Here is a 25,696-nt window from a genome sequence, read left to right as displayed (position 1 = left end):
ATCACCGTGAGGGAACCGGAATGACGTGGTCATACCAGGCACCGCGCGGCGGATAGGTTACCCTGAGGGCGATCTGCGAACCCGGCGCTGCCTTGCCCTTGAAGCTGACCACCAGCCCCTTGGCCGGACGGCCGAGGCAGAGCGTGGTGGCGCCACCATCGATGGCCCGCGCGGTGAAGCTGCCATAACGGATGAACACCTGCCCGCCGGGCGGGGCCGACAGCACCTTGATGGTGGGCACCTGGGTCTGCTGGCAGTTGAAGTCCGCCGTGCCGGCGGCGAACAGGGCGCCACGCGTGCCCGCGCCGCCAATCAGGAAGGCGGTGCCGTATTCGCTCGGCGTCACATAGTCCGGAAAGACCGCGCCGCCGGGGCCGAAGATGCGGTCCCGCAGCGGGTATTCCTGAAGGGTCGGCGGGCTCTGCGCGAAACCCGCGCCGGACGCTGCCAGAAGACCTGTGGAAACCGCCAGGGCGGACAGGGCGGCGCGAAGGACGATCGCCGGCATGGTTGTCTCCTGATGGCGCGCGGGGGCGCGCGGGCGGGTTGGGACTCAGTCGCGGACGAGGGCGAGGTCGGGCGCGTCGGGGTGCTTCATGCCGACGATATGATATCCGGCATCCACATGGTGCACTTCGCCGGTCACACCGCGCGACAAATCGGACACGAGATAGACGCCGGTGTCGCCCACCTCGTCGGTGGTGACGGTGCGGCGCAGCGGCGAGTTCAGCTCGTTCCACTTCAGGATGTAGCGGAAATCACCGATTCCCGAGGCGGCCAAAGTCTTGATGGGTCCCGCCGAGATGGCGTTCACGCGAATGGCCTTGGGGCCGAGGTCGGCGGCCAGATAGCGCACGCTGGCCTCCAGCGCGGCCTTGGCTACGCCCATCACGTTGTAGTGCGGCATCCACTTTTCCGCGCCGTAATAGGTGAGGGTCAGCAGCGAGCCGCCGTTGGTCATCAGCTTCTCCGCCCGCTGGGCCACGGCGGTGAAGGAGTAGCAGGAAATGAACATGGTCTTGGTGAAATTGTCGGCCGAGGTGTCCACATAGCGGCCGTCCAGCTCGTCCTTGTTGGAGAAGGCGATGCAGTGGACCACGAAATCCAGCGTGCCGAACAGCCTCTCCGTCTCGGCGAAGACGGCGTCCAGGGTCTCCGGCTCGGTCACGTCGCAATGGCCGACCAGATGGCCGCCCAGCTCCGCGGCCAGCGGCTCCACCCGCTTCTTCAGCGCTTCGCCCTGATAGGTGAGGGCGAGTTCCGCGCCATGGGCGCGCGCCGACTTGGCGATGCCATAGGCGATGGAGCGATTATTGGCGACACCGAGAATCAGCCCGCGCTTGCCCTTCAGAAGACCGCTCGCGAAACCGTCCGTCGCCATTGACCCAACTCCACCTGCTCAAGCCATTGATGCGCCAAGGCACGGCCAAAGGCACGCTCCACGGGGCGCGCTTCCTATGGCATGGGGCCATCCACCGTTCAAGCGAGGTGGCTGCACCCTGCCTCTTGCATCGCGCAATAGGGGGCGCTATACGCAGCGCCTCTGGATCGGAGTGTAGCGCAGTCTGGTAGCGCACCACGTTCGGGACGTGGGGGTCGCAGGTTCAAATCCTGCCACTCCGACCAGCTGATCGATTGGCTTGGAACTGATGTTCCGCCGTCCTTCAACCCACGTCATCCCCTTTCGCTCGGCGCGTTAATTCACCGCTTCGGGGCGGGTTGAGCCGTTAGGGCGCAAGGGATCGTGCGCGCCAGGCGCGAATCGATCCCGGTGGGGTATCATCCGCACGCATCGCGTCGATCTACTCCCATCGCCCGGGTGCCATCGCTTGGGCACGATTCGTATGGGCGCGATTCGTATGGGTGCCTTGCGTGGCCATGCGAATCGCGCTTGCCCTGTTGGCGGGTCGGGAGGCGGTCAGCCGGTTCCGCGCCAGCGTGCGGCGCAATTGGCCATGGAATCGGGCTCATGTGGACAATCTTCAACCGGACTGAGCCAAAGTTTCGGGTGGATCGGCTGGTCAGCCTCGGCGCCCTGTGCGAGGTCGCCTTCCAGTTGCGGCGTCTCGCGCGGTCGGATCGGGCCGATCCGTTCGATTGGTGGATTTCGCCGCTTTCGGCGGTGGTGCCGGTGCTAGAGGCCGGTGCCGGGGCGGTGTTCGCGCCGGAACAGATCGTCAAGATCGCCGACTACGATGGCACGCCGGCCCTCTATTCCCGCGTGGGCGGCACGGTGCACCTGCACGAATTTCCAGCCGGTACTGATGTTCTCGCGCTGCCGGAAACGGAGATTGCCGCCCGTCTCGTGCCGAAATACGAAGCGTTGCACAGGCGCATGGTTCGTGAAGCGGCGCAGGGCACCACCCTGTTCGTGCGCCAGTGCCTGCCGGCGCACGATCCGCGGGGCGAAGCGCTGGAGGACGCCATCGACCTGCTGTTCGCGGCGCTGTCGCGTTTTGCCGGCGCGCCGCTTCTGCTGTTGCTGGATTATGAGCCCGTGCGCCCGCGTCCCTGGTTGATCACCGCAACGGTGCCGGCCTGTCGCGACCACAATGATCTCGGCTCGCGCCGGGGCTGGAACCAGGTCTTCCGCACCTGTGGCATCGCCTTTGGGCGCAGGGGCGGGCGCTTTGGCTTCGACGATCTCGTGGAAACCTTCGCCGTCCCGTCGAAACGCAGGAGATAGCCCTCAGGTCGTGCCCTTGAGCCGCCAGGCGGCAAGCGCGAATCCGGCGCAGGCCAAAGTGGCGAAGACGGCGAGGCCGTGCGGGTGCGCCTGCATGGCAAAGCCGGCGCCGAGCGGCCCCACCAGCGCGCCCAGCCCCCAGAACAGGCCCGATACCGCATAGATGCCCACCAGGTCGCCGCCCTTGAACCGGCTGCCCACCAGCGTGATCATGATGGTGTAGATGCCCACGAACGCCCCGCCCCACACGAACAGCAGCGCATAGGTGGCGATCGTGCTGCTAAGGGCGAGCGGCCACACCGCCGCCCCGACGGCGGCAAGCGTCGCCAGCGCAATGACGAGGTGGCGGCGGTCCATCTTGTCGCCCAGCCAGCCGATGGGCAGCTGGAGTGCGATGGCGCCGACCATCATCACCGACATCAGCCGCGTGGCGTGCTCCTCGGCCCAGCCGAGGCTGATGGCATAGAGCGCGAGGAAGGAGAGGCCGGCGGTCTCGATGGCGGCGTTGAGCAGGGTCGCGCTCAGGGCCAGCGGGGCGAGGCGCACGAAGCGCACGGGATTACCCACCGTCGGCTCGTCGAAATGAGGTGCGGTGATGCGCGGCGAGGCCACGAACAGCGCGGCGAGCAGCGCGATGCCCGCCCCCACCACGTAAGGCAGGGCACCGACGGTGCCCACCAGCGACAGGATGATCGGACCCAGCGCCAGCCCCACCGAGAGCGCCGCCGTATAGGCCGCCATGGAGCGGGCGCGCGTGCCCTCGGTGGAAAGGGCGTTGATCCAGGTTTCGGAGGTCACGAACAGCGCCTCGGCCGCCATGCCGAGGAACAGGCGCAGCACGAACCATGCGGCGAGCATGGGCAGCAGCGGAAAGGCCATGAGCGCCGTCGCCGAAATGGCGATGGAAAGGAAGATGAGCTTGCGCGGCCCCAGCGTCGCCACCAGCCGCGGCAGCACCACGGCGGTGATCAGCACCCCCACGGCGTGCATGGCCGCATTGGCCCCGATGACGCCCTCGCTGAGGCCGCGGGCGGCGAGGTCGAAGGCGATGAGCGGCGCCGTGAGCGAATAGGTGAGGCCGAACACCATGGCGGTGGCGATGACCGCGGCGCGGGCGAGCACGCTGGACCGGCCTTCGACGAGGCCGGTTTCCGACGGGGTGGCCTCCATGGGGGCAGCCTCCACGGGGGCGGTTTGGGCGGCCTCATCGCTCATGGTTTGCTCGCGCTTGCCCGTGCGGTGGCGGCGGTGCCGCCCGGGGTGGGATGGCGGCGGTGCCGCCCAGGGCGGAATGGGGGCGGGTCAAGCGCTTCACGAAATCCCGCAGCCGCGCCGCGAACGGCGGTGGCGCAGGCTCGATGATGCGTTTCAGGGTGTTGGCGTAGTCGAGCACCAGGCCGGGCGTCCAGCTCATGGCTTCGGCCCGCGAGCGGATATAGGCGCCCGCCCACACGTCCGGATTGGCCAAAAGCGTGGCGACCCTGAGCCAGGGCATGCGCGAGGCGAGCACGCCTTCGAGCGCCGAATCGAGCGCCGCCGCCACCACCACGGAGCAGTTGCGGTTGGTGAGGTTATAGGTGTCGTCCTGCCGGTAGCCGGCCCAGAAGGCGCGCAGGCGCCGGGCGTCGAAGCGGGTGAATTCCACCCGCGCGTCCGCCTCGCACCAGTTTGCCGATTCGTAGGCGTAGGACGGCTGGAAGCGACCCTTCACGTTGTTCTCGGCGGTGGCGCGCAGGATGCGGGCGAATTCTTCCGGCGGGTGCTCGATCTCCTCCGCCGGATAGTGGCTGATATAGAGATCCGGCCGCAGTTCCAGCGCCGAATGGCCGGTGGAGATGGCGCCGGTGCGGTCCACGGCGGCGATGTAGCGGTCGATGAAGGGGCGGTGCGTGGGCACATCCGCCGAGCCCACCGGGGTCCACACATGCACCGTCATGGGGCCGTCGGAGGGCGGCAGCGGGCCGCTCTCGTCGACGATCACCGGCGCGTTGTCATACCAGTTGCGCCCGCCGAAGAGCGGCAGGGCCAGGATCGCCACCTCGGCGAGATGGGCACGCAGCATCAGGCTCGCGCGCATCAGGATCCAGCCGGACATGAGCAGCAACAGGGCGATGCACAGCGGAACCTTGATCTCGTGGGAAAACGGCCAGTGGCTGGCGATGATCGCCGCCAGCACGATCTCCACGACGCCCACCGCCACCGTCGCCCGCCACAGGCGGAAGCGCACCACCAGAGCGGTGGCGATGCGGGCCACGCCGTCCATGAGGAAGGCGGCGCCGAACAGCAGCGACAGCGCCATGCCGTTGCGCGCCGGATAATCCAGGATGAAGACACCCACGAAGACGAGGGCGAAGGCGCGGGAGAGCACCAGCGCCCGGCTCTGCACCCCGCGCAGGGCGAAGACCGCGAGCAGGCTCAGCAGCCCTTCCAGCACGAACACGCCGCCGAACACCTGCGTCGCCACGGACATGGTGCCGTCCATGGCATCCAACAGGATCAGGCAGGCGACGCCCATGAAGGCGAGGGCCAGCACCAGAAGCACCCACCAGCGGTCGCGCAGGGCACGGGCCCCCACCAGGATGAAAGCAAGCTGGACCATGAGGGGACGGCTTTACGCTTGAGAAGGTCCCCTCAGCTTGATTCAGCTTCGGGGAGGGTGATTCTCCGTTTGAACAAAAGCGGTTCCGCTTCCGCCCAGACGGAGCGTACCCAAAGTCAGGTCGGCACCATGGGGCCGTCGCCCCCGCAGATGCAAGAGGCTGAGGCAGGCGGCTGGGCAAGAGGTTGAGACGGGCCCGGAGGGTGCGGCGACCGCGCCGGCAGGCGAGGGGGCCAAAGTTCGGCATCCGGAACAGCGAGGGCCCCTTTGCGGTTGGCCTTGACGATCCAACAGATACGGAGCTTCGCCATGACCAGCGCCGAAATGGAGCGCCTGAAGGCCGATGCATCGGGCAATACCGGCCTGAGTGCGGTTCTCGCCGATGCGGTGGGCGGCTTTTCCAGCGCGGAGGATGCGGTGGGCTTCCTCGCCTCGCGCGGGTTTGAGGTGACGGTGTCGGACCTTGCGGATGCGGCGGCGGACGCGGACGAGGCGCCCGCCGCGCAGGACGAGGAAGCGGCCGGGGAAGACGGCTACGGGGCGCTCATGCGGTTCCTGCGCCGCAGCTGAGCTTCGCCGCTACAGGATGGTGCCGTGCAGGAACAGCCAGGCTACCGAGAAGTAGATGACGATGCCGGTCACATCCACCAGGGTGGCGATGAACGGCGCCGAGGCCGAGGCCGGATCGAAACCCAGCCGTTTCAATGCGAACGGCAGCAGCGAACCGGCCATGGAGCCGAACGTGACGATGCCGATGAGGGCTGAGCCGATGGTGATGGCCAGCAGCTTCCAGTGCTCGCCATAATCGAAGATGCCGGCCTTCTGCCACACCACGATGCGCACGATGCCGATGACGCCGAGGATGGCGCCGAGCGTGATGCCCGTCGGGAATTCGCGCAGCGCCACGCGCCACCAATCCCTCAGCCGGACCTCGTGCAGGGCCAGCGCGCGGATGATGAGCGAGGTGGCCTGGGAGCCCGAATTGCCGCCCGAGCTCATCACCAGCGGGATGAACAGGGCCAGCACGATGGCCTTCTCCAGTTCGTCCGCATAGACCTGCATGGCGCTGGTGGTGAGCATCTCGGAGAGGAACAGCACGCACAGCCAGCCGCCGCGCTTCTTGATCATCTCGAAAAAGGAGATGTCCAGATAGGGCTTGTCGATGGCCTCCATGCCGCCCATGCGCTGCACGTCCTCGGTCTGCTCCTCGATCATGGCGTCGATCACGTCGTCCACCGTGACGATGCCGAGCACATGGCCGGTGGTGTCCACCACCGGAACGGCGAGGAAGTCGTACTTGGAGATGGTCCGCGCCACCTCCTCCTGGGTCATGGTCGGGGGCACGGTGATGGGGGCGTAGGGATTGGCCACCGACCCGATGGGGGCATCCGGCTCGCCGAAGATCAGGCGGCGCAGGGAGACGGTGTTGACAAGCCGTTTGGTGTCCGGGGTCAGGACATAGATGGCGTAGACGGTCTCGCGGCTGTGCTCCACCTCGCGGACGTGGGCGAGGGTCTGCCCCACGGTCCAGTTCGAGGGCACGCTGACGAACTCGGTGGTCATGAGCGCGCCGGCGGAGCCGTCGGGGTAGGTGAGCAGATGGTCGATGCCGCGGCGCGTTTCCGGCGTCAGCGCTTCCCGCAGGCGGCTCTTGGCCGGCTCCTCGATCCAGCGCAGCACGTCGGAGGCGCGGTCGGCCGACATGCCTTCGAGCAGGGCGACGGCCTTGTCCTGGGGCAGGGCCTCGATGACCGGGCAGGCGTCCTGGAACTGGGGCTGGTCGAGCACCTCCACTGCCCATTGCAGGGGCATGTGGGCGACCAGCTCGGTCGCCTCCTCGGCGGTCTTGCCGTTGAGGAATTCAACGATATCGGCCACATGTTCGTGACCGAGGCGGGCGGCGATGGCGGCCTTGTCCCGATCTTGGGTGGTGACGATGTTCATACGTGCTTCTCCGCCCCAGCTGCGGTTCCGGTGGCGCTCGCCTCGACCGGGTCCATGACCCACGTAGCGAACCTGTCCTTCAACGAAATGACACACTGACGCCGCTCTTGGGCGCCGGTCCTGCGTGCGCCAGAACCGCCCGGGGGCGGGTCAGACGGCTTTGAAGGTGCCGTCGTCGTCAAGCATTTCCAGCCGGCCGGTGGCGACGCCGAAATAGGCGCCGTGCAGCTTGAGTTCACCTGCGCTGATTCGCTCGGCGACCCACGGGAAGGCGGCAAGGTTGGCGAGCGAGAGCTTGACGCAGCATTGCTCGCAGAAGCGCTGCCGCTGATCCCCGGGAAGGCCGGCGTCCTCGGCCATGAGGCGGGCGGGCTCGGCGATCTTCATCCAGCCGGCGACGAAGTCCTCGGCGCCGGGCGGTGCGCCCTCCAGCAGGGCGTGCACGCCGCCGCACTGGGCATGGCCCATCACCACCACGTCCTGCACCTTGAGCACGCGCACCGCGAATTCGATGGCCGCCGACGTGCCGTGATAATTGGCGTCGGGCAGGAAGGGCGGCACCAGATTGGCGACGTTGCGGACCACGAACATCTGGCCCGGCCCGGCATCGAAGATCATCTGCGGATCGACGCGGCTGTCCGAGCAGGCGATGACCAGGGTCTCCGGCTTCTGGCCCCGCGCCGCGAGCTGCTCGAAGAGCTGCTTGCGCTCCGGCCATGCCACTTCACGGAATCGTCTGTAGCCCGAAATCAGGTCATCCACGCGCCGCTCTCCCGTCTGGTCCGCTCAAGGCACGGAAGTCCGAGCGCGACGGCCAAGTCAAGCCGGCAGATCGTCAAGCCGGCAGATCGTTTCGGCTCGGTTCGCAGCGGCAGGTGCGGCGCGCGCTACACCCATCGGACATCGCACCCATCGGACACTGCGGCCGCAAGGGGGCCGTTGGAACCCGATGGGCCGCCGCCACGTTACGTCTGCACAAAGTCAATCCAACAGTGGGGAAAGATCATGCGCGGAATTCTGCTTTGGCTCATGGGAATACCGATCTCCGTCATCGTCATATTGTATGTTTTCAACTTCCTGTGACGCCTTGCATAGTTGCGACTGGAAGAAGAAAGACAGGAATCTCCACGACGGCGCCGGCGGCGCTGGGGGGATCGCTGGTGGACCCACGGAGCGCCTGCATCAAAAATAGGCAGATCAAGTGCGTTGTGTGCGCCGCCACTCCCGGGAAGTCCGAGGCATTCGGGCTCGCAAAAGGGGCTGGAGGGTCTCGGCTCCGGTGCGATGGCCATATTGCTTAATCGAGCGGCATGATGCCAATCGGCGGCCGCCTGCTTTTTCGGCATATGAGCCTTGCCGTCGCCCGTTCCACCCGCTTCGGTCACGGTTACGCCCCCCGTCGCGTCGGTACCGGGCCGGTGGTAAGCCTTGGCACGCGCCTTGCTGTCCATTTCCCTTGGCAGGCCCGGTGGGCCGTCGCAACAGGGGAGAGAGCGCATGCTCGGTTTGCTGGGACAGGCGACCAGGGGGTTTGGGGCGCTCGCCGCCGCCGCCGCCATCGTGGGCACGATGGGAATGGGCGTGGCCAAGGCGCAGGAGACCATCAAGGTCGGCATCCTGCATTCTTTGTCGGGCACGATGGCCATCAGCGAGACGACGCTGAAGGACGCCATGCTCATGCTCATTGAAGAGCAGAACAAGAAGGGCGGCCTTCTGGGCAAGAAGCTCGAGGCCGTGGTGGTGGACCCCGCTTCCAACTGGCCGCTGTTCGCTGAAAAGGCGCGCGAGCTGATCACCAAGGACAAGGTGGCCGCCGTGTTCGGCTGCTGGACCTCGGTTAGCCGCAAGTCGGTGCTGCCGGTGTTCAAGGAACTCAACAACATCCTCTTCTACCCGGTGCAGTATGAGGGCGAGGAGAGCGAGCGCAACGTGTTCTATACCGGCGCCGCCCCGAACCAGCAGGCCATTCCGGCGGTGGATTACCTCGCCAATGACGAGAAGGTGGAGCGCTGGGTGCTGGCGGGCACCGATTATGTCTATCCCCGCACCACCAACAAGATCCTCGAAGCCTATCTGAAGTCCCGCGGCGTGAAGGCCGAGGACATCATGATCAACTACACGCCGTTCGGCCATTCGGATTGGCAGACCATCGTGTCCGACATCAAGAAATTCGGCTCGGCGGGCAAGAAGACGGCGGTGGTCTCCACCATCAATGGCGATGCCAACGTGCCGTTCTACAAGGAACTGTCCAACCAGGGCATCAGCGCCAAGGATATTCCCGTGGTCGCCTTCTCGGTGGGCGAGGAAGAACTGGCCGGCATCGACACCAAGCCGCTCGCCGGCCACCTCGCGGCGTGGAACTATTTCATGTCCATCGATACGCCGGAGAACAAGGACTTCATCGCCAAGTGGCACGCCTTCACCAAGAACCCGAAGCGCGTCACCAATGACCCCATGGAGGCCCATTACATCGGCTTCAACATGTGGGTGAAGGCGGTGGAGAAGGCCGGCACGACCGATCAGGACAAGGTCATCGCCGCGTTGCCGGGCATCAAGCAGGCCAACCTCACCGGTGGCGTCTCCGAGATGCTCCCCAACCACCACATCACCAAGCCCGTCTTCATCGGCGAGATCGAAGGCAACGGCCAGTTCGACGTGGTGTGGAAGACCAAGGACCTCATCCCCGGCGAAGCCTGGTCGCGCTACCTCGAAGGCTCCAAGAATCTGGTGGCCGACTGGGTGAAGCTGAACTGCGGCAACTTCGACAGCGTCAAGAACGTCTGCCTCTCGGCGGCCAAATGATCGCACCCGCCTGGGCGCATCCGCGTGCGCTTCGCGTCCCGGCGGGCGTGGATTTTTTGAAAACTTTGATCTCGAACATCTCTCTTTGAACGCCGCTCTCGAATGCCGTTCTGCCGTCCCGCAAGGGGCGCTCCTCCCTCTCCCCCGCAACGGGGAGGGGGAGCCTCGCTCTTCCCGTCGCGAGCTGCCGGCCCTGCCGGCTGCGCTGGAGCGGATACCTTCATGATGTGCCTGCGCCTTTCCGTTCCGCCGGCCCTCGCGCGCCTCCTCGCGCTTCCCCTTCTCGCCCTTCTTCTGGCCGTCCTTCTTCTGGCCGTCCTGGTCCCCGCCGGCGCGGTGCGCGCCCAGGGCCAGGGGGCTGTTTCGGGTGATCTTTCGGCCATCGTCGCGAAATTCGCGAACGACAGCTATTCGGATACGTCGGACGCGCTGGTCGAGCTTTCGGCCACCGGCAGCGCCCAGGCCGCTGCCGTGGTGGACGCGCTGGCCACCGGCCGGCTGGTGTTCGATCCGGCCACCAAGGCGGTCTATATCCGCACCCCTGCCGGCATGGCCGACGCCGCCACCGGCACCATCGTCGCCAATGCGCCGGCCAATCTCTCCGTGGTGCGCGCCAACAACCGGGTGCGCCGCGCCATCGACGCAGCCTCCGGCGCCCTGTCGCTGCTCAATCCCGATCCGGTCCGCCGCGCCGAGGCCGCAGCCGCCGTGTTCAAGTCGCGCGATGCCGCGGCGCTGGCGACGGTGGAGGCCGCCATCGCCAAGGAGACGGTGGGAAGCGTGAAGGAAACGCTGGAGCAGGCCCGCGCCGCCATCCTCGTCGGCAAGGCCGAGGTGCCGGAAGCCGTGCGGCTCCTCGCCATCCAGAAGATCACCGCCCGCGGCGACCAGGAGGCCATCAGCCTGTTGCGCAGCCTGCCGGCGGACGCCCCTGCCAGCCTGAAAGCGGCGGCCGAGGCCGGCATCGCCAAGGTGGAACAGAACCTCAGGTTCTGGGCCGTGGCGCAGAATGTCTGGTACGGCCTGTCGCTGGGCTCCGTGCTGCTTTTGGCGGCCATCGGGCTTGCCATCACCTTCGGCGTCATGGGGGTCATCAACATGGCCCACGGCGAGATGGTGATGCTCGGCGCCTACACCACCTTCGTGGTGCAGGACTTTATCCGCCATTCGGCGCCCGGCCTGTTCGACTGGTCGCTCGCTATCGCTTTGCCGCTGGCCTTCCTGTTCACGGGGCTGGTGGGCATCCTCATCGAGCGCACGGTGATCCGCTTCCTCTACGGCCGGCCGCTGGAGACGCTGCTTGCCACCTGGGGCGTCTCGCTCATCCTCCAGCAGGCGGTGCGCTCCGTGTTCGGCCCCACCAACCAGGAGGTGGGGGCGCCGTCGTGGATGTCGGGAGCGTTCCAGGTGGGGCAATTGTCCATCACTTATAACCGCCTGTGGATCATCGTCTTCGCCCTGCTGGTGTTCTTCGCGCTGCTTCTGGTGCTGAAGCGCACGCCGCTGGGCCTCTATGTGCGGGCGGTGACGCAGAACCGGCGCATGGCGGCGGCCATGGGCATCCGCACCGGGCGCATCGACGCACTCACCTTCGGCCTCGGCTCCGGCATAGCCGGCATCGCCGGGGTGGCGCTCTCGCAGATCGACAATGTGAGTCCAAACCTCGGGCAGGGCTACATCATCGACAGCTTCATGGTGGTGGTGTTCGGCGGGGTGGGGAACCTCTGGGGCACATTGGTGGGCGCCTTCACGCTCGGCATCGCCAACAAGCTGCTGGAGCCCTTTGCCGGCGCCGTGCTAGGCAAGATCCTCCTGCTCGTCTTCATCATCCTCTTCATCCAGAAGCGCCCGCGCGGCCTGTTCGCGCTCAAGGGCCGGGCGGTGGAATCGTGAGGGGCGCGGCCGCACTTTGTTTCCCCTCTCCCCTCGCGGGAGAGGGTGCCGCGCGCAGCGCGGTGGGTGAGGGGGCGCTGCTCACTCGCTCTGCTGCGCAAGGTCACGCGCATCTCACCCCCTCACCCCGACCCTCTCCCGCAAGGGGAGAGGGAGGCCGTCGCGCTCGACCGCACCCTGCGTGCGAAGTCATCGCAGGGAGCCATTGCGCATGAACCGCTCCGGCATCATCGACCGCACCGGCGGCATCTTCCTTCTCGTCATGCTGGCGGTGGCGGTGCTGGTGCCGGCCTCCAACCTGCTGCTGCCCCCCGGCCATCCGCTGCATGTGCCGGACTATATGATCCCGCTGCTGGGCAAATACCTCACCTATGCGCTGCTCGCCGTGGCGGTGGATCTGGTGTGGGGCTATTGCGGCGTGCTCTCCCTGGGCCACGGCGCCTTCTTCGCGCTGGGCGGCTACGCCATGGGCATGTACCTCATGCGCCAGATCGGCCCGCGCGGCGTCTATGGCGATCCGGTGCTGCCCGATTTCATGGTGTTCCTGAACTACAAGGAACTGCCGTGGTTCTGGCACGGGTTCGACATGTTCCCCTTCGCCATGCTGATGGTGGTGCTGGTGCCGGGGGCGCTGGCCTTCGTGTTTGGCTGGTTCGCTTTTCGCTCGCGGGTCACGGGCGTGTATCTCTCCATCATCACCCAGGCCATGACGTTCGCCCTCATGCTCGCCTTCTTCCGCAACGACATGGGTTTCGGCGGCAACAACGGCCTCACCGATTTCAAGGACATCCTGGGCTTTCCCATTTCGGCACCGTCCACGCGGCTGACCTTGTTCGTGGCGTCGGCGGTGGCGCTGGCCCTGGGCTATCTGATCTGCCGGGCGCTGGTCACCTCCAAGTACGGCAAGGTGCTGGTCGCCGTGCGCGATGCGGAGAGCCGCACCCGCTTCCTCGGCTACCGGGTGCAGAACTACAAGCTGGTGGCCTGGGTGCTCTCCGCCATGCTGGCGGGGGTCGCCGGCGCGCTCTACGTGCCGCAGGTGGGCATCATCAACCCGTCCGAATTCGCCCCGGCCCAGTCCATCGAGATGGTGATCTGGGTGGCGGTGGGTGGTCGCGGCACGCTGGTGGGGGCGGCGCTGGGCGCGGTCATCGTCAATGCGGGCAAGACCTGGTTCACCGGTGTGCTGCCGGAAGCCTGGCTGTTCGCCCTCGGCGCGCTGTTCGTGCTGGTCACCCTGTTCCTGCCCCGGGGCGTGCTGGGCCTTGCCTCCAGCATTTCCGAACGCTGGAAGGCGCGGCGGCCCGCCGCGACGCCCACCCCCGAGCCGGCGGAGTGAGCGCCATGAGCAGCTTCCAGACCCAGTCCTCCGACCCCTATGTGGTGAAGTCCCACGGCGCGCTGGCGCTGGAAGCGGAGATGCGCGAGATCGCGCAGGACCGCCCCGGCGCCAACCGGATGTCCATGACGCCGGCGCTGCTCTATCTCGACAACATCACCGTCTCCTTCGACGGCTTCCGCGCGCTGAACGCCCTTTCCCTCGTCATCGAGGAAGCGGAGATGCGGGCCATCATCGGCCCCAACGGCGCCGGCAAGACCACCATGATGGATGTGATCACCGGCAAGACCCGCCCCAACCAGGGCGTCGCCTATTTCGCCGGCACCCACGACCTCACCAGCCTGGATGAAGCCGCCATCGCCCAGCTCGGCATCGGCCGCAAGTTCCAGACGCCCACCGTGTTCGACATGCATTCGGTGGAGGACAACATCCTCCTCGCCCTGAAGGAGGACCGGCGGCCCTTCTCCAACATCTACTGGCGCCGCACGCCCCACGAGCGCGAGCGCATCGACGAATTGCTGGAGCGGGTGCGCTTGAAGGATAGCCGCTTCCGCCGCGCCGGCGACCTTTCCCACGGCCAGAAGCAGTGGCTGGAGATCGGCATGCTGCTGGCGCAGGAACCGCGCCTGCTGCTGGTGGACGAGCCCGCCGCCGGCATGACCGACCAGGAGACGGCGGACACCGCGGTGCTGTTGCGCGAGATCGCCAAGACGCGATCGGTGGTGGTGGTGGAGCACGACATGCAGTTCGTGCGCGACCTCGACGTGAAGGTCACCGTGCTGCACGAGGGCTCGGTGCTCGCCGAAGGCCCGCTCGACCAGGTGAGCGCCGACGAACGGGTTATCGAAGTGTATCTGGGGAGGTGAGGGATGGCTTATCGCTCTGAAGCCCCCTCTCCCCTTGCGGGAGAGGGATGGGGTGAGGGGTTTGCCGCTGTTGGCACCCGTCTGCCGAGTGAATGGAACCTGCCCAGCCCCCTCACCCCCAACCCCTCTCCCGCAAGGGGAGAGGGGAGCGCCACCGGCTCGCGCTCGGAGCATCCCCATGCTGAAGGTTGAGAACCTCGACCTCTATTACGGCGCCGCCCACACCCTGAAGAAGGTGTCGGTGGAGGCCCATGCGGGCAAGGTCACCTGCGTGCTCGGCCGCAACGGCGTGGGCAAGACCTCGCTGTTGCGCGCCATCGTCGGCCAACGGCCCATCGCTGGCGGCTCCATCATGCTGGACGGCAAGGAGATTTCGCGGATGCCGACGCCCGATCGCGCCGGGCTCGGCATCGGCTTCGTGCCGCAGGGGCGCGAGGTGTTCCCGCTGCTCTCCGTGAAGGAAAATCTGGAGACGGGCTTTGCCCGCCTCAAGGGCAAGGATAAATATGTGCCGGACGAGGTGTTCGAGCTGTTCCCGGTGCTGAACACCATGCTGCGCCGGCGCGGCGGCGACCTTTCCGGGGGGCAGCAGCAGCAGCTTGCCATCGGCCGCGCGCTGGTGACGCGTCCGCGCCTGCTGGTGCTGGACGAGCCCACCGAGGGCATCCAGCCCTCCATCATCAAGGATATCGGCCGCGCCATCGCCTACCTGCGTGACAAGGGCGACATGGCCATCGTACTGGTGGAACAATATTTCGAGTTCGCCCGCGACCTCGCCGACAGCTTCATCCTGATGGATCGCGGCGAGGTGGTGGCGCGCGGCGACAGGAGCGGGCTCGATGGTGACGACGTCCGCCGCCTCATGGCGATCTGATCGCGAGGTTGGCGCCGCTGCGGAGCGCGCCGGCTTGCAAGGCACCCAGGTCGCATCCTCAGTCGCATCCTCACGGGAACGGGCTCTGCGCCAGCGCTCAGAGGGGCGGGTACGCATCGCCGTGTCCGCATTCGGGGGCGTGACGCGCCTGACCGACCTTGCCGAAGGAGGCGCCCTGCGCGCGCGCCTGCCACGGGGCGGGCCGGGGCTGGAGGCGGTGATCGTCAACACCGCCGGCGGCGTCGCCTGCGGCGATGTCTTTTCCATCGCGGCCACGGCGGGGCCGGGCGCGCATCTCACTGTGGCGACCCCCGCCGCCGAGAAGGTCTATCGCTCGGATGGGCCGTGCGCGGATATCCATGTGCGGCTTGTCGCGGAAGCCGGGGCGCGGCTGGATTGGCTGCCGCAGGAGACCATCCTGTTCGACCGCGCCCGCCTCAAGCGCCGCTATGAGATCGACCTGTCCGCCGCCGCCTCTTTCCTCTCCTTCGAGGCGCTGATGCTCGGCCGCCTCGCCCATGGCGACGTGATGGGGGAGGGGCATCTGGAGGATCATTGGCGGGTGCGGCGCGACGGCGCCCTCGTCTTCGCCGATGCCCTGCGCCTTGCCGGCCCGGTGGGTGCGCTGCTCGCCCGGCCGGCGGTGGCCGGCGGCAACCGGGCGCTGGCGACGCTGCTCTACGTGGCCCCCGACGCCGAAGGCCGGCTGGAGGAGGCCCGCGCGCTGCTCGAAGGCGCCCGCTGCGAAGCCGGCGCGAGCGCATGGAACGGGCTTCTATGCGTGCGCCTGCTCGCCCCCGACATCGAAACGTTGCGTCGGGATGCGACCTCGTTTCTCATGGCCTTTCGAGGCAGACCATTGCCACGCGTGTGGGCCACCTGACGTTCGCTTCAAGGAGATTGCCGTGCTGCTGACGCCGCGCGAGAAGGACAAGCTCTTCATCGCCATGGCCGCCGAGGTGGCCCGCAAGCGCCTCGCCCGGGGCGTGAAGCTGAACCATCCGGAAGCCGTCGCCCTCATCACCGACTTCGTGGTGGAAGGCGCCCGCGACGGCAAGACCGTGGCGGAGCTGATGGAAACCGGCGCCCGGGTCATCACCGCCGACCAGGTGATGGACGGCATCTCCGAGATGATCCACGACATCCAGGTGGAAGCCACTTTCCCGGATGGGACCAAGCTGGTCACCGTGCACCACCCCATTCGCGGCGCGCCGTCCCAGATCGTGCCCGGCGAGCTGGTGCCCCAGCAAGGCGACATCCACTTCAATGAAGGCGCCGAGCGGGTGCGCCTCACGGTGTCCAATACCGGCGACCGGCCGATCCAGGTGGGCAGCCACTATCATTTCTACGAAACCAACCCGGCGCTGGCCTTCGAGCGGGAGCAGGCGCGCGGCATGCGCCTCGACATCGCCCCCGGCACGGCGGTGCGCTTCGAGCCCGGCGCCTCGCGGGAGGTGACGCTGGTGCCGTTCGGCGGCAAGCGCGAGGTGTTCGGCTTCCGCGGCGCTGTACAGGGGAAGTTGTGAGCGCGTGAAGTTGTGAGCGCCCGGTTTCGCCCGCCCCGTTTCTGCCGGTTCTGAATTCCTGAAGGCGATTGCCCCATGTCCTCCAAGATGCCCCGCGCCGCCTATGCCCACATGTTCGGCCCCACCGTGGGCGACAAGGTGCGGCTCGCCGACACGCAACTCTTCATCGAGATCGAGAAGGATTTCACCATCCATGGCGAGGAGGTGAAGTTCGGCGGCGGCAAGGTCATCCGCGACGGCATGGGCCAGTCGCAGGTGGCCAATGCCGACGGGGCGGTGGACACCGTCATCACCAATGCGGTGGTGCTGGACCATTGGGGCGTGGTGAAAGCCGATGTGGGCCTGAAGAACGGGCGCATCGTCCGCCTCGGCAAGGCCGGCAATCCGGACGTGCAGGACGGGGTGGACATCATCATCGGCCCCGGCACCGAGGTGATCGCCGGGGAGGGCAAGATCCTCACCGCCGGCGGCTTCGACAGCCACATCCATTTCATCTGCCCGCAGCAGATCGAGGAGGCGCTGGCCTCCGGCGTCACGACCATGCTGGGCGGCGGCACCGGGCCGGCCACCGGCACCTTCGCCACCACCTGCACGCCGGGGCCGTGGCACATCGCCCGCATGATCGAGGCGGCCGATTCCTTCCCCATGAACCTCGCCTTCGCCGGCAAGGGCAACGCCTCGCTGCCCGCCGCGCTGGAAGAGATGGTGCTGGCCGGCGCCTGCGCCCTGAAGCTCCACGAGGACTGGGGCACCACCCCGTCCGCCATCGACTGCTGCCTCACCGTGGCCGATGCCCTCGACGTGCAGGTGATGATCCATACCGATACGCTCAACGAGAGCGGCTTCGTGGAGGACACCATCGCCGCCTTCAAGGGCCGCACCATCCACGCCTTCCACACCGAAGGGGCGGGCGGCGGGCACGCGCCGGACATCATCAAGGTGGCGGGGCTGGCGAACGTGCTGCCGTCCTCCACCAACCCCACCCGGCCCTATACCCGCAACACCATCGACGAGCATCTCGACATGCTCATGGTGTGCCACCATCTCGACCCGGAGATCGCCGAGGACCTCGCCTTCGCCGAGAGCCGCATCCGCAAGGAGACCATCGCGGCGGAGGACATCCTCCACGACCTCGGCGCGCTCTCCATGATGAGTTCGGACAGTCAGGCCATGGGCCGGGTGGGCGAAGTCATCATCCGCACCTGGCAGACGGCGGACAAGATGAAGCGCCAGCGCGGCAAGCTGCCCGGCGAGCGCGACAGCGACAATCTGCGGGCGCGGCGCTACATCGCCAAATATACCATCAATCCGGCCATCGCCCACGGCATGTCGCGCCATATCGGCTCGGTGGAGGCGGGCAAGCTCGCCGACCTGGTGCTGTGGACGCCGGCCTTCTTCGGGGTGAAGCCCGACCTTGTCATCAAGGGCGGCGCCATCGCCATGGCGCAGATGGGCGATCCCAACGCCTCCATCCCCACGCCGCAGCCGGTGCATTACCGGCCCATGTTCGGCGCCTATGGGCGGGCGCTGACCCACACCTCGCTCACCTTCGTCTCGAAATCGGCGGTGGAGGATGGGTTGGCTTCCCGTCTCGGCATCCAGAAAGAACTGGTGGCGGTGGAGAACACGCGCTCGGGCATCTCCAAGAAGAGCATGATCAACAACGACGCCACGCCGCATATCGAAGTGGACCCGGAGACCTACGACGTGCGCGCCGACGGCGAACTGCTGGTGTGCGAGCCGGCAGAGGTGCTGCCCATGGCGCAGCGCTATTTCCTGTTCTGACGGCACCGCGCGAAAGACTTCGCGCACGACGGAACCTATGCCGCGGCTGGTGGCTTCTAGCGGGTGTTGCAACTCGTTTTGATTGAGGAGCCACCCCCATGTCGAATGTGCGTTCATTGTCCAAGAAGTCGGGCAAGACGTCCACCGTTGAGAAGTCCGCCGCCCTCGCGACCCCCACCGATCTGGAGAGCAGCAAGGCCAAGAAAGTGGCGGACGCCATCAATCGCGTGCTTGCAGACACTTTCGTGCTGTATCTGAAGACCAAGAATTTCCACTGGCACGTCAGCGGCAAGCACTTCCGCGACTATCACCTGCTGCTGGACGAGCAGGCCGCCGCCATCGAGGCCACCATCGATCCCTTGGCCGAGCGTGTGCGCAAGATCGGCTGCCGGACGGTGCACTCCTATGCCGAGATCCTGAAGCTCAGCGCCCTGAAGGAGAACGAGGAGGCCTATGTCGCCCCCGAGGCCATGTTCGCGGAACTGATCGCCGACAACAAGGCGGCCATCAAGACCATGCGCGAGGCCCACGGCATCTGCGACGAGGCGGAGGACATTGCCACCGCCAGCCTGCTGGAAGAATATGTGGACGAGGCCGAAAAGCGCCTGTGGTTCCTGTTCGAGACCAACCAGAATCGGCAGGACAGCGCCACCTGAGCGCACAGGTCCGCTCCGTGCAACGGGGCGGGGCGGCGTTCGGGGGCGGTTCCGGAGTGAAGTCATGATCCGCGCCACCATCGTCGTTCGCCGTCCCGCCGTCCGCGCGGAGAAGGTGGCTGACGAGATCACCCTCGATCACCACGCCCGCCACCGCCGCCGCTTCGCCCTGACGGCGGACGGCGGCACCCAATTCCTGCTCGACCTCGACAAGGCGACGGTGCTGGACGATGGCGACGCGGTGAAGCTGGAGGATGGCCGCCTCATCCGCATCAAGGCCGCGCCCGAGGATCTGGTGGAGGTGACCACCGCCAATCCGCTGCGCCTGATGAAGGTGGCGTGGCACCTGGGCAACCGGCACGTCCCGGCGGAAATCACCGAGAGCGCGCTCTATTTCGTGGACGACCACGTATTGACCGAGATGGTGCGGGGCCTCGGCGCCGGTGTCGCCAAGGTGACGCGCCCGTTCCGCCCCGAGAAGGGCGCCTATGAGGCGGCGGAAGCCCATGGCGGCCACGGCCACGACGACCATGGGCACGCTCATGGCGAGGCTCATGCCGAAGCGCATGTCCATGGTCCGGGTTGCGGTCACGACCACGGCCATGACGATGACCATCATGGCCACGCCCATGCCGCTCACGACCAGTCGGGCCACGTTCACGGCCCAGACTGCGGTCATGATCACGACCATGGCCATGCCGGCCACAAGCATGGCTGAGACCGGGTGGGACGATCCGTCTTCCCCGGCGCTCGCGCCCGCCACGCGGGAGAGGGCAGGGGCCGCACGTGAAGGCTTGGCGGGCGAGGGGGCCGCGGGCGAGGGCGCGGCGGCTCACCATGTCGTTTCCACCAGCCTCCTGCCCCTGTTCGCCTGGCTCACCCCATCCTTCCCGGTGGGGGCCTATGCCTATTCCCACACCCTGGAATGGGCGGTGGAGGCCGGCGACATAAGGGACGAGGAGAGCCTCGGCGCCTTCCTGGGCGATCTGCTCGCTTTGGGATTCGGACGGTCCGACGCCATCCTCGCCGCCCATGCCCATCGCGCCGCTGCGGCAGGGGACGGGGCGGCGCTGGCGGAGGTGAATGCGCTTGCGGTCGCGCTCGCCCCGTCCGCAGAATTGCGGCTGGAGACCTGCCAGCAGGGCCGCTCCTTCCTCGATGCGGTGCGCGCGGCCTGGCCTGCGCCCGGCCTCGATGAGGGCGCCGCGGCACTGGTGGGTGAAGTGGCCTATCCGGTGGCGGTGGGGCTCGCCGCGGGCGTCCATGGCCTGCCGCTGGCGCCGACGCTGGAAGCCTTCCTGCTGGCGAGCGTGCAGAATCTCGTTTCCGCCGCCGTGCGCCTTGCCCCCATCGGCCAGACCGCCGGCACCCGCGTGGTGGCGCGGCTGGCACCCACGGTTCACGCGCTGGCGCTCGAAATACCTGCCCTCACGCTGGACGACATCGGCAGCGCCACCTTCCGCGCCGATCTCGGCAGCTTCCGCCACGAAACCCAGTATACGAGGCTCTTCCGCTCATGAGTTCCGGCACTATTCCCAAGGACTCCCCCCCCAAGGGTGCCCCCTCCAAGGGCGCCCCGTTGCGCGTGGGCATCGGCGGCCCGGTGGGCTCGGGCAAGACGGCGCTGATGGAGGCGCTCTGCAAGACCTTCCGCCAGCGCTACGATATCTGCGCCATCACCAACGACATCTACACCAAGGAAGATGCGCGCCTGCTTACCGTCGCCGGTGCGCTGGAGCCCGAGCGCATCCTGGGGGTGGAGACCGGCGGCTGCCCGCACACGGCCATCCGTGAGGATGCCTCCATCAACCTGCGCGCGGTGGCGGACATGAGCGCCCGGTTTCCGAACCTCGACCTGGTGCTGATCGAATCGGGCGGCGACAACCTCGCCGCCACCTTCTCGCCGGAGCTGGCGGACATCACCATCTACGTGATCGACGTGGCGGGCGGGGAGAAGATCCCGCGCAAGGGGGGGCCGGGCATCACCCGCTCCGACCTGCTGGTGGTGAACAAGACCGACCTTGCGCCCATGGTGGGTGCCGACCTCTCCGTCATGGAGGCGGACACCATCCGCATGCGGGCCGGCCGGCCTTATGTGTTCGCCTCCATCCGCAACGGCGTGGGGGTGGATGTGGTGGCCCGCTTCATTGAGCAGGCCGGAGGGCTGGTGGCGGCGGCCTGAGGGCCGCTCGGTCCGCTCAGCTCTTGCTCAACTCTTGGGCTTGCTGCAGGCGGTCTCGAACTTGGCGGCCTCCGGGGCGATGCCGGAGAGCGATACGCTGCGCTTGGCGCCCTTGACCTCGATGGTCAGGGTTCCGCCCGCCTTGGCGAGGGCCTTGAGGTCCGCGATCTGGGCCGTGGCCTCCACGTCCACGGCGCCGCTTTCCTCATTGGCGATGCCCTTGCCGGCGAAGCTCTTCTTGGTGCTGCCGGCGCTGAGGATGAGGCGGGTGTCGGCGTCCTTTTCCAATCCCTTCGAGCCGATCAGGGACTGCACCGTGAGGCCCGGCGTGCCCGGCTTGCACAGGAAGAAGAGGGTTGCCTCGTCGGTCTCGGGCACGCCGAACACAAGGGCGGCGCTGTCATCGGACTCCTGCGTATGCCAGGTCATCTTCTGCTGCGCGGCGGCAGGTGTCGCCAGAGCGAGAAGCGTTGCGATTGCGAGAGCGGGACGAAACATGGCAGGGGTCCTCATTGCGGCGCGGATCATACCCGCTGCGCGGCAAAGAGGAAGATGGGGAAACCCCCTGCGGGGCCGGGACGCGGGCAATCTTCCGGTTCGGTGAATCGCGTCGGTCAAGTCATTGCGTTGTCATGAGTTTCTGATCCGGTGTCGCGAGCCAGAGCCGCACTTTATGGCCGCCTCGCCACGCAGACCCGGCGGAAGTCGACCAGCTTGGCCTTGGCCCCGGCGAGGGGATAGCTCTCGCTGGCGCCGGGCATGCGCACGACCAGCGTGTCGCCTTCCCCCAACAGGTCGAGCACCCGGGCATCCAGTGAAACCGCCGCTTCCACCACCACCCGTCCCTCGGTCGCGGCCCGGAACGCCGAGGCGGCAAGCTCCAGTCGCCGCTTGCCGGCCACCAGGGTCAGGGCCACGCCGTCCCCGGCCTTCACCTTGCCGGACGCCGCCTCGACCGTGAACTGGATGAGCTGCGCGCCCGGCTGGCACGCCATGGCGAATACCGGATCCGCCGCGCGCGGCATGCCATAGCGCAGGACGAAGGTGTCCTCCGCCTTGGCCAGCACCCACACGCGCGGGTCGGGTTTGGCTTCCGGCTTCTTCGTGTCGGACTTCTTGGCGTCGGACTTCGCTTTGTCCTTGGTCTGGGGCGCTGCCGTCGCCGGCATTGCCGTCAAGGACGCGAGCATCACCGTCAGCGCCAGCGCCGCCGCTACCCGCGAAACAAGCCATGCGCCCATGGATCAGAGATCCTCGCCCAACAGAGGGAAAAAGCCATCTTCAAACATGCGAATGGAGCCCGTTTGGACCTGAGCGCGCCCGACGTCCCGTCTGATCCCCCGCCGCCGCGGATCCGCCCATTGCCGATGGTCCCGAAAAGACAGGGGTTTGCGTCCCCTGGAGCCATCGCATATCACGGCCCCCGGCGGCCCGCGACCTTAGGCAAGGCGCCGCACGGAAAAAATGGTGAAGACGCAACCCGATCCACAACACGGCAGCCCCGCTGCGTCCCCCTCCGGCGGGGCGCGGATGCGCATCGACCGGCTGCTGGTGGAGCGCGGCCTGTTCGAAAGCCGCGCCCGCGCGCAGGCGGCGCTGGCGGCGGGCCTGGTGCAGGTGGATGGCGTCGTGGTGTCGAAGCCCTCCGCCGAGGTGGCGGCAGATGCGCGGATCGAGGCGGCGGACATTCACGATTTCGTGTCCCGCGGCGCGCTCAAGCTCACGGCGGGGCTCGACGCCTTCGGCATCGATCCGGCGGGCAAGGTGGCGCTGGACGTGGGCGCCTCCACCGGCGGCTTCACCGAGGTCCTGCTGCGCCGGGGCGTGCGGCGGATCTACGCGGTGGACGTGGGGCGCGACCAGTTCCACCCCCGCCTTGCCGCCCGGCCGGAAGTGCAACTGATGGAGGGCACCGACATCCGCGCCTTGCGCCGCGATGCGGTTCAAGAGCCTGTCGATCTGGTGGTGGTGGACGTGAGCTTCATCTCGCTCGCCCTGGTCCTGCCCGCGGCGCTCGCCTTTGCGGGCAAAGAAGCGCATCTGGTGGCCCTGGTGAAACCGCAGTTTGAGGCGGGTCGCGCCGCCGTCCGCAAGGGCGTGGTGCGCGATGCTGCCGTGCATGAGGCGTGCTGCACCCGCGTGGAAGGCGAGATCGCGGCTTTGGGCTGGCGTCTCCTCGGCCGCATCGCGTCCCCCATCGCGGGGGGAGACGGCAATCGCGAGTTTCTGGTGGGCGCAGTCCGGGAAAGTGGTGAGTTGTGACTGAATTTCTGATCACCGGCATAGGCGCCCAGGGCGATGGCCTCGCCCAGGGTCCCGACGGCCCCCTGTTTGCCCCCTTTACGCTGGCCGGCGAGCGGGTGAGCGGGCACATCGACAAGGACCGCCTTGCGGTGGAGGCCATCCTGGCCGCGAGCCCGGAGCGCACCGAGCCCTTCTGCCCCCATTTTGGAACCTGCGGCGGCTGTCTGCTGCAGCATTGGCAGCTTGAACCCTATTTTGCCTGGAAGCGGGCGCTGGTGGTGGAGGCGCTGGCGCGGGAGAACATCGAGGCGGAGGTTCTCCCGCTGGTGGATGCCCACGGCGACGGCCGGCGGCGGGTCATCTTCCATGCCCGCCAATATGGCGCGCGCACGGTGGTGGGGTTCGCCGAGCGGAAGTCCCACGCCATGGTGGCGCTGGAGGCCTGCCCGGTGCTGGCGCCCAGCCTCGACGCCGCCTTGCCGGCGGCGCGGGCGGTGGCGGCGGCTCTGGCGCCGCTGAAGAAGCCGCTGGATCTTCAGGTGGTGGCCACCGACACCGGGCTCGACATGGATGTGCGCGGCTCCGGCCCGCTGCCGTCGGGCCTGCTTGCGGACGTGGCGGTCATGGCGGAGCGCTTCGGCCTCGCCCGCCTGACGCGCCACGGGGAACTGGTGCTCCAGCGGGTGGCACCGATCCTCTCCATGGGCCGGGCGAAGGTGGAACTTCCGCCCGCCGCCTTCCTCCAGGCCACCGCCGAGGGCGAGCGCGTGCTGGCGCAGACCGTGCTGGCCGCCACCGAAGGCGCCCGCAAGGTGGCCGACCTGTTCTCCGGCTCCGGCACCTTCGCGCTGCGCCTTGCCGAAACCGCCCGCGTGTTTGCGGCCGAGAGCCATGCCGGCGCACTCGCGGCGCTTATGAAGGCGTCCCGCGCCACCTCCGGCCTGAAGGCGGTGGACGGGGAGGCGCGGGACCTGTTCCGCCGCCCGCTCATGGCCGCCGAGCTTGCCGCCTTCGATGCGGTGGTGATCGATCCGCCCCGTCAGGGGGCGGAGGCGCAGGCGCGCGAGCTGGCGCAGGCGAAGCTGGCCCGTGTGGTCTATGTCTCCTGCAATGTGGCGACCTTCGCGCGCGATGCGCGCCTGCTGGTTGCCGGCGGCTTCCGCCTCGGCGCGGTGACGCCCGTGGACCAGTTCCGCTATTCCCCCCACGTGGAGCTGGTGGCCACGTTCGAGCGCGGCTGAGCGAGCCGGCTCTGACACTGCGAAAGCGAGAGCGTTTTCGCGCGAAGTGGATTCCGGTTCGCGTGAAGAAAAGGCGTCAAAACAAGAGTCTAGAGCGACTTCCGTGAGCCGGTGCGAACAGAAAGCGCTCTAGGCTCCGTGCTGGTTCTGCGGTTTAATGCGGTGCAGCATGGCGCCGGGTTCGCCGGGCGCGACAGCCCTGCGGGCCGGCCCGACCGTTTTCGAGGCTGCCCCGTGAAACCCCAATTGGACGACACCAAATTTGCCGTAGCCGGCGTGGACGAGCCCACCGGCATCCGCGCCGTGGAGGCGCGCTCCCTCGAAGGGGCGCGCCTGCGCTATTACGATTACTGCATGGTGGCCTTTTCGGTCATCCTCATCTGCTCCAATCTCATCGGCGCCGCCAAGGTTTCGGTGGTTCAGGTGCCATGGGTCGGGCCGGTCATCTTCGGATCGGCGGTTCTCTTCTTCCCGCTGTCCTACGTGCTCGGCGACGTGCTCACCGAGGTCTACGGCTATGCCCGCGCGCGGCGCGTGGTGTGGGTCGGCTTCTTCGCCTCGGTCTATGCGGCGGCCATGGCGGCGGCGGTGGTGGCCATGCCGCCGGCCCCCAGCTGGCCGGCGCAGGAGGCCCTGACCACCGTATTCGGCCAGGCGCCGCGCATCTTCGCCGCCTCCATCCTCGCCTTCTGGTGCGGCGAATTCGCCAACGCCTATGTGCTGGCGTGGATGAAGATCCTCACCGGCGGCCGGCACCTGTGGACGCGCACCATCGGCTCGACGGTGGTGGGGCAGGCGGTGGACAGCCTCATCTTCTACCCGCTCGCCTTCCTCGGCGTGTGGGAGACGCATCTGGTGGTCGCGGTGATGATCTCCAACTACCTCATGAAGGTGGGCTGGGAGGTGATCCTGACCCCGGTGACCTACAGGATCGTCGGCTTCATGAAGCGTCGCGAGGGCATCGACGTGTACGACGTGGGAACGGATTTCACCCCGTTCCGGACCAAGGTGTGAGCCGCTGCCCCTGCGGCGACGTATGCAGGGTGCAGCAGGCTTTAT

General features: G+C 67.5%; 25 protein-coding genes and 1 tRNA gene. 18 read left to right on the top strand and 8 right to left on the bottom strand.

Annotation, left to right across the window (positions count from 1 at the left end):
- Window position 1: 1 nt before the first annotated feature.
- The gene (locus V5F48_RS08575; protein ID WP_394109459.1) at window positions 2–508 is read right to left on the bottom strand and encodes a hypothetical protein; all 507 of its coding nucleotides are present in this window, start codon (window positions 506–508) and stop codon (window positions 2–4) included.
- Window positions 509–553: 45 nt separating this feature from the next.
- Window positions 554–1,381 (bottom strand): enoyl-ACP reductase FabI, encoded by an 828-nt coding sequence (fabI, locus tag V5F48_RS08570; RefSeq protein ID WP_138398857.1) that lies wholly within the window; start codon window positions 1,379–1,381, stop codon window positions 554–556.
- 168 nt (window positions 1,382–1,549) lie between these two features.
- Between fabI and V5F48_RS08565 the strand changes: the two genes are divergently transcribed.
- Together V5F48_RS08565 and V5F48_RS08560 are read left to right on the top strand one after the other, a co-directional pair.
- A tRNA-Pro gene (locus V5F48_RS08565) sits at window positions 1,550–1,626 on the top strand.
- A gap of 382 nt (window positions 1,627–2,008) precedes the next feature.
- A complete protein-coding gene (locus V5F48_RS08560; protein WP_394258356.1) occupies window positions 2,009–2,686 on the top strand; it encodes a DUF1796 family putative cysteine peptidase in 678 nt (225 codons plus the stop codon).
- Between the two features lie 3 nt (window positions 2,687–2,689).
- Here V5F48_RS08560 and V5F48_RS08555 read toward each other — a convergent pair whose 3' ends face one another.
- Both V5F48_RS08555 and V5F48_RS08550 read right to left on the bottom strand, forming a co-directional pair.
- Complete coding sequence (locus V5F48_RS08555) at window positions 2,690–3,856, bottom strand: MFS transporter (protein WP_394258488.1); 1,167 nt, start codon at window positions 3,854–3,856, stop codon at window positions 2,690–2,692.
- 34 nt (window positions 3,857–3,890) lie between these two features.
- Complete coding sequence (locus tag V5F48_RS08550) at window positions 3,891–5,285, bottom strand: HdeD family acid-resistance protein (RefSeq protein WP_394258355.1); 1,395 nt, start codon at window positions 5,283–5,285, stop codon at window positions 3,891–3,893.
- A gap of 309 nt (window positions 5,286–5,594) precedes the next feature.
- Here V5F48_RS08550 and V5F48_RS08545 point away from each other — a divergent pair, with 309 nt between their 5' ends.
- Window positions 5,595–5,855, top strand: coding sequence for a hypothetical protein (locus V5F48_RS08545; protein ID WP_394109463.1), 261 nt, complete (start codon window positions 5,595–5,597; stop codon window positions 5,853–5,855).
- Between the two features lie 9 nt (window positions 5,856–5,864).
- Here the strand turns inward: V5F48_RS08545 and mgtE are convergent, their stop codons facing one another.
- Both mgtE and V5F48_RS08535 read right to left on the bottom strand, forming a co-directional pair.
- Entirely contained in the window at window positions 5,865–7,229 is a 1,365-nt protein-coding gene (gene mgtE / locus V5F48_RS08540) for a magnesium transporter (protein WP_394258354.1), read from the bottom strand.
- A gap of 150 nt (window positions 7,230–7,379) precedes the next feature.
- Complete coding sequence (locus V5F48_RS08535; RefSeq protein WP_394109465.1) at window positions 7,380–7,991, bottom strand: carbonic anhydrase; 612 nt, start codon at window positions 7,989–7,991, stop codon at window positions 7,380–7,382.
- Window positions 7,992–8,798: 807 nt separating this feature from the next.
- Between V5F48_RS08535 and urtA the strand changes: the two genes are divergently transcribed.
- The 12 genes from urtA (at window position 8,799) to ureG (ending at window position 21,152) form a co-directional block, all read left to right on the top strand.
- Window positions 8,799–10,031: an urea ABC transporter substrate-binding protein gene (urtA, locus tag V5F48_RS08530; protein ID WP_394109471.1), complete on the top strand. Its 1,233-nt coding sequence runs from the start codon at window positions 8,799–8,801 to the stop codon at window positions 10,029–10,031.
- A gap of 225 nt (window positions 10,032–10,256) precedes the next feature.
- A complete protein-coding gene (gene urtB, locus V5F48_RS08525) occupies window positions 10,257–11,924 on the top strand; it encodes an urea ABC transporter permease subunit UrtB (protein ID WP_394258487.1) in 1,668 nt (555 codons plus the stop codon).
- A 211-nt stretch (window positions 11,925–12,135) separates the two neighbouring features.
- Window positions 12,136–13,263 (top strand): urea ABC transporter permease subunit UrtC, encoded by a 1,128-nt coding sequence (gene urtC / locus V5F48_RS08520; RefSeq protein ID WP_394109467.1) that lies wholly within the window; start codon window positions 12,136–12,138, stop codon window positions 13,261–13,263.
- 119 nt (window positions 13,264–13,382) lie between these two features.
- Window positions 13,383–14,129, top strand: coding sequence for an urea ABC transporter ATP-binding protein UrtD (urtD, locus tag V5F48_RS08515; protein ID WP_394258486.1), 747 nt, complete (start codon window positions 13,383–13,385; stop codon window positions 14,127–14,129).
- A 178-nt stretch (window positions 14,130–14,307) separates the two neighbouring features.
- Entirely contained in the window at window positions 14,308–15,003 is a 696-nt protein-coding gene (gene urtE, locus V5F48_RS08510; RefSeq protein ID WP_394258353.1) for an urea ABC transporter ATP-binding subunit UrtE, read from the top strand.
- Window positions 14,972–15,886 carry an urease accessory protein UreD gene (locus V5F48_RS08505; RefSeq protein WP_394258485.1) on the top strand — a complete coding sequence of 305 codons (915 nt, stop codon included), beginning with the start codon at window positions 14,972–14,974 and terminating at the stop codon, window positions 15,884–15,886. Before urtE ends, V5F48_RS08505 begins: the two co-directional genes overlap by 32 nt.
- Window positions 15,887–15,908: 22 nt before the next feature.
- Window positions 15,909–16,529 carry an urease subunit gamma gene (locus tag V5F48_RS08500; protein ID WP_394089614.1) on the top strand — a complete coding sequence of 207 codons (621 nt, stop codon included), beginning with the start codon at window positions 15,909–15,911 and terminating at the stop codon, window positions 16,527–16,529.
- 75 nt (window positions 16,530–16,604) lie between these two features.
- Entirely contained in the window at window positions 16,605–18,314 is a 1,710-nt protein-coding gene (gene ureC, locus V5F48_RS08495) for an urease subunit alpha (protein WP_394258352.1), read from the top strand.
- Between the two features lie 98 nt (window positions 18,315–18,412).
- Complete coding sequence (locus V5F48_RS08490) at window positions 18,413–18,970, top strand: Dps family protein (protein ID WP_394258351.1); 558 nt, start codon at window positions 18,413–18,415, stop codon at window positions 18,968–18,970.
- A gap of 64 nt (window positions 18,971–19,034) precedes the next feature.
- On the top strand, window positions 19,035–19,688 hold the full coding sequence (gene ureE / locus V5F48_RS08485) for an urease accessory protein UreE (RefSeq protein ID WP_394258350.1): 654 nt from the start codon (window positions 19,035–19,037) through the stop codon (window positions 19,686–19,688).
- The gene (locus V5F48_RS08480; protein WP_394258349.1) at window positions 19,681–20,490 is read left to right on the top strand and encodes an urease accessory protein UreF; all 810 of its coding nucleotides are present in this window, start codon (window positions 19,681–19,683) and stop codon (window positions 20,488–20,490) included. Before ureE ends, V5F48_RS08480 begins: the two co-directional genes overlap by 8 nt.
- Window positions 20,487–21,152: an urease accessory protein UreG gene (gene ureG, locus V5F48_RS08475; protein WP_394258348.1), complete on the top strand. Its 666-nt coding sequence runs from the start codon at window positions 20,487–20,489 to the stop codon at window positions 21,150–21,152. Before V5F48_RS08480 ends, ureG begins: the two co-directional genes overlap by 4 nt.
- A 27-nt stretch (window positions 21,153–21,179) precedes the next feature.
- Here the strand turns inward: ureG and V5F48_RS08470 are convergent, their stop codons facing one another.
- Together V5F48_RS08470 and V5F48_RS08465 are read right to left on the bottom strand one after the other, a co-directional pair.
- Window positions 21,180–21,650 (bottom strand): hypothetical protein, encoded by a 471-nt coding sequence (locus V5F48_RS08470; RefSeq protein ID WP_394111209.1) that lies wholly within the window; start codon window positions 21,648–21,650, stop codon window positions 21,180–21,182.
- A gap of 173 nt (window positions 21,651–21,823) precedes the next feature.
- Window positions 21,824–22,393 carry a hypothetical protein gene (locus V5F48_RS08465; RefSeq protein ID WP_394258347.1) on the bottom strand — a complete coding sequence of 190 codons (570 nt, stop codon included), beginning with the start codon at window positions 22,391–22,393 and terminating at the stop codon, window positions 21,824–21,826.
- Window positions 22,394–22,616: 223 nt separating this feature from the next.
- Between V5F48_RS08465 and V5F48_RS08460 the strand changes: the two genes are divergently transcribed.
- From V5F48_RS08460 to V5F48_RS08450, 3 genes are all read left to right on the top strand, one after another.
- Complete coding sequence (locus V5F48_RS08460) at window positions 22,617–23,414, top strand: TlyA family RNA methyltransferase (RefSeq protein WP_394258346.1); 798 nt, start codon at window positions 22,617–22,619, stop codon at window positions 23,412–23,414.
- The gene (locus V5F48_RS08455) at window positions 23,411–24,637 is read left to right on the top strand and encodes a class I SAM-dependent RNA methyltransferase (RefSeq protein WP_394258345.1); all 1,227 of its coding nucleotides are present in this window, start codon (window positions 23,411–23,413) and stop codon (window positions 24,635–24,637) included. The genes V5F48_RS08460 and V5F48_RS08455 overlap by 4 nt, the downstream gene beginning before the upstream one ends.
- 234 nt (window positions 24,638–24,871) lie before the next feature.
- Window positions 24,872–25,651 (top strand): queuosine precursor transporter, encoded by a 780-nt coding sequence (locus V5F48_RS08450; RefSeq protein ID WP_394258344.1) that lies wholly within the window; start codon window positions 24,872–24,874, stop codon window positions 25,649–25,651.
- The last annotated feature ends 45 nt before the right edge of the window (window positions 25,652–25,696 follow it).

The organism is Xanthobacter autotrophicus ATCC 700552 (assembly GCF_043194565.1).
GTDB lineage: Bacteria > Pseudomonadota > Alphaproteobacteria > Rhizobiales > Xanthobacteraceae > Xanthobacter > Xanthobacter autotrophicus_F.
The sequence above is the reverse complement of the archived record's forward strand: the minus strand, read 5'-3'. Positions and strand labels throughout refer to the sequence as shown.

Excerpts from the sequence above, each read along its gene's own strand:
- V5F48_RS08575 (WP_394109459.1), bottom strand. The coding sequence starts at position 508 with ATGCCGGCGATCGTCCTTCGCGCCGCCCTGTCCGCCCTGGCGGTTTCC.
- fabI (WP_138398857.1), bottom strand. The coding sequence starts at position 1,381 with ATGGCGACGGACGGTTTCGCGAGCGGTCTTCTGAAGGGCAAGCGCGGG.
- V5F48_RS08555 (WP_394258488.1), bottom strand. The coding sequence starts at position 3,856 with ATGGAGGCCACCCCGTCGGAAACCGGCCTCGTCGAAGGCCGGTCCAGC.
- V5F48_RS08550 (WP_394258355.1), bottom strand. The coding sequence starts at position 5,285 with ATGGTCCAGCTTGCTTTCATCCTGGTGGGGGCCCGTGCCCTGCGCGAC.
- V5F48_RS08545 (WP_394109463.1), top strand. The coding sequence starts at position 5,595 with ATGACCAGCGCCGAAATGGAGCGCCTGAAGGCCGATGCATCGGGCAAT.
- mgtE (WP_394258354.1), bottom strand. The coding sequence starts at position 7,229 with ATGAACATCGTCACCACCCAAGATCGGGACAAGGCCGCCATCGCCGCC.
- urtA (WP_394109471.1), top strand. The coding sequence starts at position 8,799 with ATGGGAATGGGCGTGGCCAAGGCGCAGGAGACCATCAAGGTCGGCATC.
- urtB (WP_394258487.1), top strand. The coding sequence starts at position 10,257 with ATGTGCCTGCGCCTTTCCGTTCCGCCGGCCCTCGCGCGCCTCCTCGCG.
- urtC (WP_394109467.1), top strand. The coding sequence starts at position 12,136 with ATGAACCGCTCCGGCATCATCGACCGCACCGGCGGCATCTTCCTTCTC.
- urtD (WP_394258486.1), top strand. The coding sequence starts at position 13,383 with ATGTCCATGACGCCGGCGCTGCTCTATCTCGACAACATCACCGTCTCC.
- urtE (WP_394258353.1), top strand. The coding sequence starts at position 14,308 with ATGCTGAAGGTTGAGAACCTCGACCTCTATTACGGCGCCGCCCACACC.
- ureC (WP_394258352.1), top strand. The coding sequence starts at position 16,605 with ATGTCCTCCAAGATGCCCCGCGCCGCCTATGCCCACATGTTCGGCCCC.
- V5F48_RS08490 (WP_394258351.1), top strand. The coding sequence starts at position 18,413 with ATGTCGAATGTGCGTTCATTGTCCAAGAAGTCGGGCAAGACGTCCACC.
- ureE (WP_394258350.1), top strand. The coding sequence starts at position 19,035 with ATGATCCGCGCCACCATCGTCGTTCGCCGTCCCGCCGTCCGCGCGGAG.
- V5F48_RS08480 (WP_394258349.1), top strand. The coding sequence starts at position 19,681 with ATGGCTGAGACCGGGTGGGACGATCCGTCTTCCCCGGCGCTCGCGCCC.
- ureG (WP_394258348.1), top strand. The coding sequence starts at position 20,487 with ATGAGTTCCGGCACTATTCCCAAGGACTCCCCCCCCAAGGGTGCCCCC.
- V5F48_RS08470 (WP_394111209.1), bottom strand. The coding sequence starts at position 21,650 with ATGTTTCGTCCCGCTCTCGCAATCGCAACGCTTCTCGCTCTGGCGACA.
- V5F48_RS08465 (WP_394258347.1), bottom strand. The coding sequence starts at position 22,393 with ATGGGCGCATGGCTTGTTTCGCGGGTAGCGGCGGCGCTGGCGCTGACG.
- V5F48_RS08460 (WP_394258346.1), top strand. The coding sequence starts at position 22,617 with ATGGTGAAGACGCAACCCGATCCACAACACGGCAGCCCCGCTGCGTCC.